We start from the raw sequence: 7250 nt of genomic DNA, 5'->3' as shown, positions 1-7250 counted from the left end.
TTCAGAGTCAGGCTGAAGCCTGACCTACAGAAACCCCCGTCCCCCGCTGCGCGGAGGAAGGGACGCATCATTCAGTCTCATCTCTACGACGGTCGTGATCGTCCGCACAAAATCGTTGCCTTCTCACAATGATCTATTGTGTAATCACAACGATCCGTCATGTAATACCCACATGAGCTTACACAACCGAATCGCCGTTCTTCGCGCGGAGCGCAGCATGTCCCGCCGTCAACTGGCCGAGGCGGTCGGGGTCAACCCTCAGACCATCGGCTATCTCGAACGCGGCGACTACAAGCCAAGCCTGGAGCTGGCCCTGAAGATCGCGCGTCATTTCGGAGTGGCTGTCGAGATGATTTTCTCGCTGGATCGCTTTGCCATCATGACATTCGGACGCACGGGAGAAGGTGAATGAAGCGTAGTCACCAGGGCATGCTGTCGAGACTGAATGACACGCTGCGATGGATGGACAACACCGTGCGGTGGACCGGATTCCCCGCCCGGGTTGCCGATGACATGTCCGATGATCCATTGGTCGATCGCAATCACCGGCCGCTACGCTGGTTCCCGATTTTCTATATCGCTGTCTCGTGCGTCTTACTCGTTCTTCCCTTGATCTGGCTGCTGAAGCTGGACCACGTCCGGCCGGGCGCCATCGTCGCCAGCATGACGGCAATGGTGATCTGCCTCATGACAGGCGCTGTGTCCATCCATACGAGCGGGCCGTTGGGAAAACCGTCTCGCGAAGATGATGAACGCGAGGCGACGCTGAGAAAGGACTCCTTCCTTTTTTGCCTTGGCCTGCTCGCCGCGCTCAATTGCCTGGGCCAGCCCAGCCTCCTGATCCTGTCTCACTGGCAGGGCTGGTCGATCGCGCAGAGTGCGATGGTGGTGTTCTGTACTCTGATGCTGAATGCCGTCCTGCTCGGAACCTTGCCGACCCTCTACGCGAGCTGGAATTTTCCGCGATTGCCGAGAGAGTGAGGGCGAGCTGCAACCGCAGCACCGCATTTCGCGCACGATCTCCTCGCGTCAACGCGTGGACACGCGTTGATTGCGCTGCTCCTGTCCGGATGCCAACATACCGCGGAATCAAAATCTGCATGCTTCGAGGGGGAGGCGATGCGCAAACGCACTCTGATTGCGTTCGTCGCGGCGGCGGTCGCGGTCATCGCAGGCCGATATCTCTGGAACTCGGGAAACACCGGGGGAAACCAGGCTGCGGACAGTCTCACGGTGGCGTTCGCCGGCGAGGCCACCGACATGGACCCGACGAAGAGCGCCGCGGGCATCGACTACTACTTCATTTCGCAGATCTTCGAAGGGCTGGTGCGCGTCGACGCGAACGGCAAATCAATCAACTGGCTGGCCGAGTCCTGGGAAGTGCTCGAAGAAGACGGCAAGCCCCTCATCGACGTGCGCATCCGGCCGAATGTGAAATTCCACAACGGCGATCCGCTGACCGCGCACGATTTCGAGTTCGCCTTCCAGCGCCAGCGCGATCCGCAGATCAGTCGTTGGTCGCACAACCAGGCCCTGGTCGAGCGGTTCGAGATCATCGACGACCTGCACTTCCGCCTGCATTTCAGCGAACCTGACGCGACGTACGTCGCCGACTATCCGGGACTGCGCCTGTGGGCGATACCGAAGCGGTACTTCGAACAGGTCGGCGAGGCAGGCTTTGCACGCGCGCCGGTCGGCACCGGTCCGTGGAAGTTCGTCTCCCGCAAGGTCAACGAGTCCCTGCAGCTGGAAGCCTTCGCGGATTACTGGAATCAGGAGCATCGCCCGCACGTCAAGCACCTGACGATCAGGATCATTCCGGAGGATCTGACACGCATCGGTGCGCTCAAGACCGGCGCGGTCGACTGGATCGACGCGGTGCCGCCGGCAATGATCAAGGACGTGCGCGACACGCCGGGCATCACGACGGCGAGCTACGTCAGTCCCAACAACCTGTTCCTGCAGTTCAACACGCACATGCCCGACTCGCCGTTCAACGATCTGCGGGTGCGCCAGGCCGCGGCGCACGCGATCGACGTCGATGCCATCATCGCCAACGTGCTGGCCGGCCAGGGCGAGCGCTACACGCAGATCGGCCGCGGCCCCAATGGCGACGACCCGGCGCTCCAGCCTTATGACTACGATCCGCAGAAGGCGCGCGCATTGCTGCGCGAGGCCGGCTATCCGAACGGCTTCGACACGCCCTGCTACAACCTGACGACGCCGCGCGAGGTCAACGTCAAGGAAGTCGGCGAGGCCATGTTCGCGTACCTGACCGCCGTCGGCATCCGCTGCAAGGTCGTCGGGCTCGAATATCAGGCGTGGCTCAACATCGGCCGCCGCGGCCGCAACGGTCCGCCGGAAATGGACGGCGTCATCAGCTGGATGTGGGGACACGGCATCAGCAACGATCCCGGCGTCGCCTGGACGGGGTACGTGCATTCGTTTCAGCCCGGCGCGGGCTTCGGCAGCTACTCGTACACGAACGATGCGCAGCTGGACGAACTCATCGAGGCGCAGCGGCGCACGTTCGATGCCGAAGAGCGCAAGGTCCTGCTGCGACGTATCGCGCGCATCAAGAACGAGCAGTTGCTCGGCGGCCTGCCGACCTACCGGCCGTACGTGACCTTCGCCTGGCGCACCGACAAGGTCTCGTTCAAGCCCTGGCCCGATGCGTTCTGGCGCAGCATGCAGGAGATCGGCCTCAAGCCGTCGGCGCAGGATCGAGCCGCGGCGGAATAAGCCGCGGCACCTCAATGTTCCTGCTCAAACGAATCCTGCAGGGCCTGCTCAGCATCGTCGGCGCGAGCATCGTCATCTTCGTCATCTCGCGGCTGTCCGGCGATCCCATCACCATGCTGCTGCCGGTGGAAGCGCCGCCGGCACTGATCGAGCAGACGCGGCGCGACATGGGGCTCGACCGCTCCTACTTCGAGCAGTACGTGATCTTCGCGCGCCATGCGATCGGCGGCGACTTCGGGCAGTCGTATCGCTGGCAGATGCCGGCGCTGGAACTGGTGATGCAGCGGCTGCCCGCGACCATCGAGCTGGCCTGCGCCGCGCTCCTGTTCAGCGTCATGATCGCCGTGCCGCTCGGCGTGCTGTCGGCGGTGCGCCGCGGCTCGTGGATCGATCGCTGCGGCAACGTGTTCGCGATGCTCGGGCAGGCGATGCCCGGATTCTGGGTGGGCCTGCTGCTCGTCTATTTTTTCGCCATACAGCTCAACTGGCTGCCGGCCTTCGGCCGCGGCACGTTCAAGCAGCTCATCATGCCGGCCATTGCGCTCGGCTGGTATCCCGTCGCGGCGCAGACGCGCGTGGTGCGCTCGGCGATGCTCGATGTGCTGGACCGGGACTACATCCGCGTCGCGCGCGGGCTCGGCGTGCCGGAGAACGTCGTGATCTGGAAATACGGGCTGCGCAACGCGCTCGTGCCGCTGATCACGATCATGGGCGTGTACTTCGCCGCGATGCTGGGCGGCGCGTTCGTCATCGAGGTGGTGTTCGCGTGGCCGGGGCTCGGACGTACCGTCGTCGAAGCGGTGTTCGCCCGCGACTTTCCGGTCGTGCAGGCCGGCGTACTGATCACGTCGATCCTGTTCGTGACCTCGAACCTGCTCGTCGATCTGAGCTATCACTACCTCGATCCGCGCATCCGCCATGGACACTGAATCGACGGTCGACGGGCTGGCCGGACCGGCGGTCAGGTATCGGCACTGGGTCGCGAACCTGCCGTGGTGGCCGCTGGCGATCCTGCTGACCGTGCTGCTCGCTGCGCTCTTCGGGCCCTGGCTGATGCCGCACGATCCGCAGCAGATGAATCTCGCCGCCGCGCTGCGTCCGCCGGCCTGGCAGGCAGGCGGCACCCTGGAATACGTCCTCGGCACCGACAATCTCGGCCGCGACATTCTGAGCCGCATCATCGCCGGGGCGCGCACGTCGGCGCTGGTCTGCGCCTATGCGATCGTGTTCTCCGGCGCGCTCGGCGCGCTCATCGGCATGACGGCGGGCTACTTCGGCCGCGCCGTGGACGCCATCATCATGCGCATCGTCGACATCCAGATGTCGATCCCATCGCTGGCGCTCGCGCTGGTGCTCGCGACCGTGCTCGATCAGGGACTGGGCACGGTCATCATCGTCATCATCGTCACGTACTGGACCTGGTACGCGCGCATCATCCGCGGCGAGATCCTGAGTCTCAAGGAACGCGATTTCGTGGCGCTGGCCAAGGTGGCGGGCTGCGGCACGCTGACGATCTTCGCGCGCCATTTCCTGCCCAACATCCTCAACACGCTGCTGGTGCTCGCCACGCTGCAGGTCGGACAGGTCATCCTGTTCGAAGCCTCGCTGTCGTTCCTCGGGCTGGGCATTCAGGCGCCGGACGTATCGTGGGGACTCATGCTCGCCGATGCCCGCGGCTACATCGCCAATGCGTGGTGGGCCATCACGCTGCCTGGCGTCGCCATCATGCTGACGTGCCTGGCGTCCAACCTGTTCGGCGACTGGATGCGCGACACGTTCGATCCCATGCGCCGGCAGGTCTGACATGACGGACACGGCGATCGACACTGCAACGGACCGGACACCCCTGCTCGCGGTCGAGGGACTGAAGACCTATCTGTATCTGCGCCGCGGCGTGGTGAAAGCCATCGACGGCGTCGATCTGCACGTCCACGCGGGCGAATCGCTCGGCATCATCGGCGAGTCCGGCAGCGGCAAGACCATGACCAGCCTGTCGATCATGCGATTGCTGCCGCAGCCCGGCGGACGCATCGTCGCCGGCAGCATCCGCCTGAACGGCGTCGATCTGCTGCAGCTGTCGGAACGCGACATGGCGGCGAACTATCGCGGCCGGCAGATTTCCATGATCTCGCAGGATCCGCTCGCCTCGCTCAATCCCGTGTTCACGATCGGCGATCAGGTCGGCGCGCCGTTTCGCTATCACGGACTCGCGAAGGACGAGGCGGACATCCGTCGCTCGGCGATCGACGTGCTGCGCCGGCTGCGCATCCCGTCGCCCGAGCGCCGGCTGGACGACTATCCGCACCAGTTCAGCGGCGGCATGCGCCAGCGCGTGGTCGCGGCCATGGCCATCGCCTGCTCGCCGCGGCTCTTGATCGCCGATGAACCGACCAGCGCGCTCGACGTGACGATCCAGGCGCAGATGCTGGATCTGCTGCGGGAGATTCAGCACAGCGCGGGGCTCGGACTGATCCTGATCACGCACGATCTCGGGGTCGCCGCCAGCGTGTGCCACCGCATCGCGGTCATGTATTCCGGCCGCATCGTCGAAACCGGCGACGTGCGCGAGATCTACGCGCGCCCGGCGCATCCCTACACGCAGGCGTTGCTGCAGTCGCTGCCGCGGCTCGGCGAAAAAAAGCGGCGCCTGTATTCGATCGCCGGCCAGCCGCCGAGCCTGCTCGACCGGCCGCGCGGCTGCGCCTTCGCCGCGCGCTGCGCGCATCGCATGCCGATCTGCGACGAGAGTCCTCCCCCCACCGTGCAGGCGGCTCCCGGCCAGAGCGCCGCCTGCTGGCTGCTGAAATCATGAGCCTCGTCGCCGTCGAACATCTGACCAAGCACTTCGCGGTGCGCGGCCCGCTCCTGTCGCGCTCGCGGGCAGCGGTGCGCGCCGTCGATGACGTCAGTTTCGAGATCGAGCGGGGTGCGACGTTCGCGCTGGTCGGCGAATCCGGCTGCGGCAAGACGACGCTCACCCGGCTGATGCTGGGACTCGAAACGCCGACCTCTGGATCGATCCGCTTCGATGGCCGCGACCTCGCGACGATGAACCGGCGCGACTGGAAGGGCTATCGCCGCCAGGCCCAGGCGGTGTTCCAGGATCCACATTCGTCGCTGAATCCGCGCCTGCGCATCGCCACGATCCTGGGCGAACCCATTCGCGCGCACGGATTGCTGAGCGGCGCGGCGCTCGAACGCCGCATCGCCGAACTGCTCGACATCGTGGGTCTGCCCGCGGGCGCGGCGCGTCTCTATCCGCACGAGTTCAGCGGCGGCCAGCGCCAGCGCATCGCCATCGCCCGCGCGCTGGCCCTGCAGCCGGCCTTCATGGTGCTGGATGAACCCGTGTCCGCGCTCGATGTGTCGATCCGCGCGCAGATCCTGAATCTGCTGGCGGACATCCAGGAACGATTCGGCCTCACGTACCTGGTGATCGCGCACGATCTCGCGCTGGTCGAACATTTCAGCGATCACGTCGCCGTCATGTATCTCGGCAATCTCGTCGAGACCGGCCCGACCGCGGAAGTCTTCGCGCGGCCGCGGCATCCCTATACGCAGGCGCTGCTGGCCGCCGTGCCGCGGCCCGATCCCGCGCACCGGGTTGCAGCCCGGCTCATCCAGGGAGAAATCGCCAGCGCGCTCGCGCCGCCGTCAGGCTGCAAATTCCATCCGCGCTGCCCGCAGGTGATGCCCGTGTGCCAGACGCAAACGCCGCTGCTGCGCGCAACGGGCGCACAACAGCGGGTGGCATGTCATCTGCCGCAGTCCGAAACGTAGCGCCTACTTTGCCTTCAGGTACTGGTCGAACCATTCGACGGCCATGCGGATCACCTTCTCGCGCTCGGTCGAATAGACCGCGTAGTGCGTGACGCCGGGCAGCATCTCCAGCTTCTTGGGTCCCTTGAGGTTTTCGTACGCCGTCTGGGCCACCGGATTGCCGCCGTACTCTTCGTTCTCGACGAGGATGATGAGCGTGGGCGCCTTCACCTTCCCCGCCTCGTCGACGGGGGCATAGCGCTCGCCCTTGTGGCCGATGGGCGAGCCGATCAGTCCGGGAATCGCCGAGGCGCGCGGCGCCGGATAGCCGACCTCGCCGCGGGCCATGCGGGTAGCCAGGTCGCGACCGGGCTGTTCCCTTCCGGCCGGCGGACGCGAAGTGAAGCCGCCGACCTGGCTCACCACCGCCTTCACGCGCGGATCATTGGCCGCGACATAGACCACGTGGCCGCCTGAGTAACTGGAACCGCGAACGCCCACCCGGCTGGCATCGACCTGCGGTTCGCCCATGATCCAGTCGAGCGCGGAAAACCAGTCCTCGGCCTGCTCGAGCGGATTGATGTATTCGCGCAGCGGCTGCACGCGGGCGGTGAAGGGATCCGCTTCGCCCGGCACGTGCAGCGGCTCCTGGTCGATCATGACGACGGGCGAGGCGCTCTCGCCCCAGCCGCGATAGTCGAACACCAGCACGAAATACCCGGCGCGAGCGATATCCACGGCATCCGTGC

General features: G+C 65.5%; 8 protein-coding genes. 7 read left to right on the top strand and 1 reads right to left on the bottom strand.

Going from position 1 to position 7250, the window contains the following annotated elements; all coding sequences use genetic code 11:
- Positions 1-172 precede the first annotated feature (172 nt).
- The 7 genes from V7D81_RS22550 (at position 173) to V7D81_RS22520 (ending at position 6522) form a co-directional block, all read left to right on the top strand.
- The gene (locus V7D81_RS22550; protein ID WP_324320560.1) at positions 173-412 is read left to right on the top strand and encodes a helix-turn-helix transcriptional regulator; all 240 of its coding nucleotides are present in this window, start codon (positions 173-175) and stop codon (positions 410-412) included.
- Complete coding sequence (locus V7D81_RS22545; protein WP_324320558.1) at positions 409-981, top strand: hypothetical protein; 573 nt, start codon at positions 409-411, stop codon at positions 979-981. The genes V7D81_RS22550 and V7D81_RS22545 overlap by 4 nt, the downstream gene beginning before the upstream one ends.
- A gap of 138 nt (positions 982-1119) precedes the next feature.
- Complete coding sequence (locus V7D81_RS22540; protein ID WP_324320556.1) at positions 1120-2742, top strand: ABC transporter substrate-binding protein; 1623 nt, start codon at positions 1120-1122, stop codon at positions 2740-2742.
- Positions 2743-2756: 14 nt separating this feature from the next.
- Positions 2757-3671, top strand: a complete 915-nt coding sequence (locus V7D81_RS22535; protein ID WP_324320554.1) for an ABC transporter permease — start codon at positions 2757-2759, stop codon at positions 3669-3671.
- Positions 3661-4545: an ABC transporter permease gene (locus V7D81_RS22530; RefSeq protein WP_324320553.1), complete on the top strand. Its 885-nt coding sequence runs from the start codon at positions 3661-3663 to the stop codon at positions 4543-4545. The genes V7D81_RS22535 and V7D81_RS22530 overlap by 11 nt, the downstream gene beginning before the upstream one ends.
- 1 nt (position 4546) lies before the next feature.
- A complete protein-coding gene (locus V7D81_RS22525; RefSeq protein ID WP_324320551.1) occupies positions 4547-5554 on the top strand; it encodes an ABC transporter ATP-binding protein in 1008 nt (335 codons plus the stop codon).
- Entirely contained in the window at positions 5551-6522 is a 972-nt protein-coding gene (locus V7D81_RS22520; RefSeq protein WP_324320549.1) for an ABC transporter ATP-binding protein, read from the top strand. The genes V7D81_RS22525 and V7D81_RS22520 overlap by 4 nt, the downstream gene beginning before the upstream one ends.
- A gap of 3 nt (positions 6523-6525) precedes the next feature.
- On the opposite strand, the gene V7D81_RS22515 is transcribed toward V7D81_RS22520, so the two are convergent.
- The coding region (locus tag V7D81_RS22515; RefSeq protein ID WP_324320547.1) for an alpha/beta hydrolase at positions 6526-7250 on the bottom strand (725 nt) is incomplete at its 5' end.

Source organism: Povalibacter sp. (genome assembly GCF_036735925.1).
Lineage (GTDB): Bacteria > Pseudomonadota > Gammaproteobacteria > Steroidobacterales > Steroidobacteraceae > Steroidobacter.
This window is presented reverse-complemented; position numbering and strand designations above follow the sequence as displayed.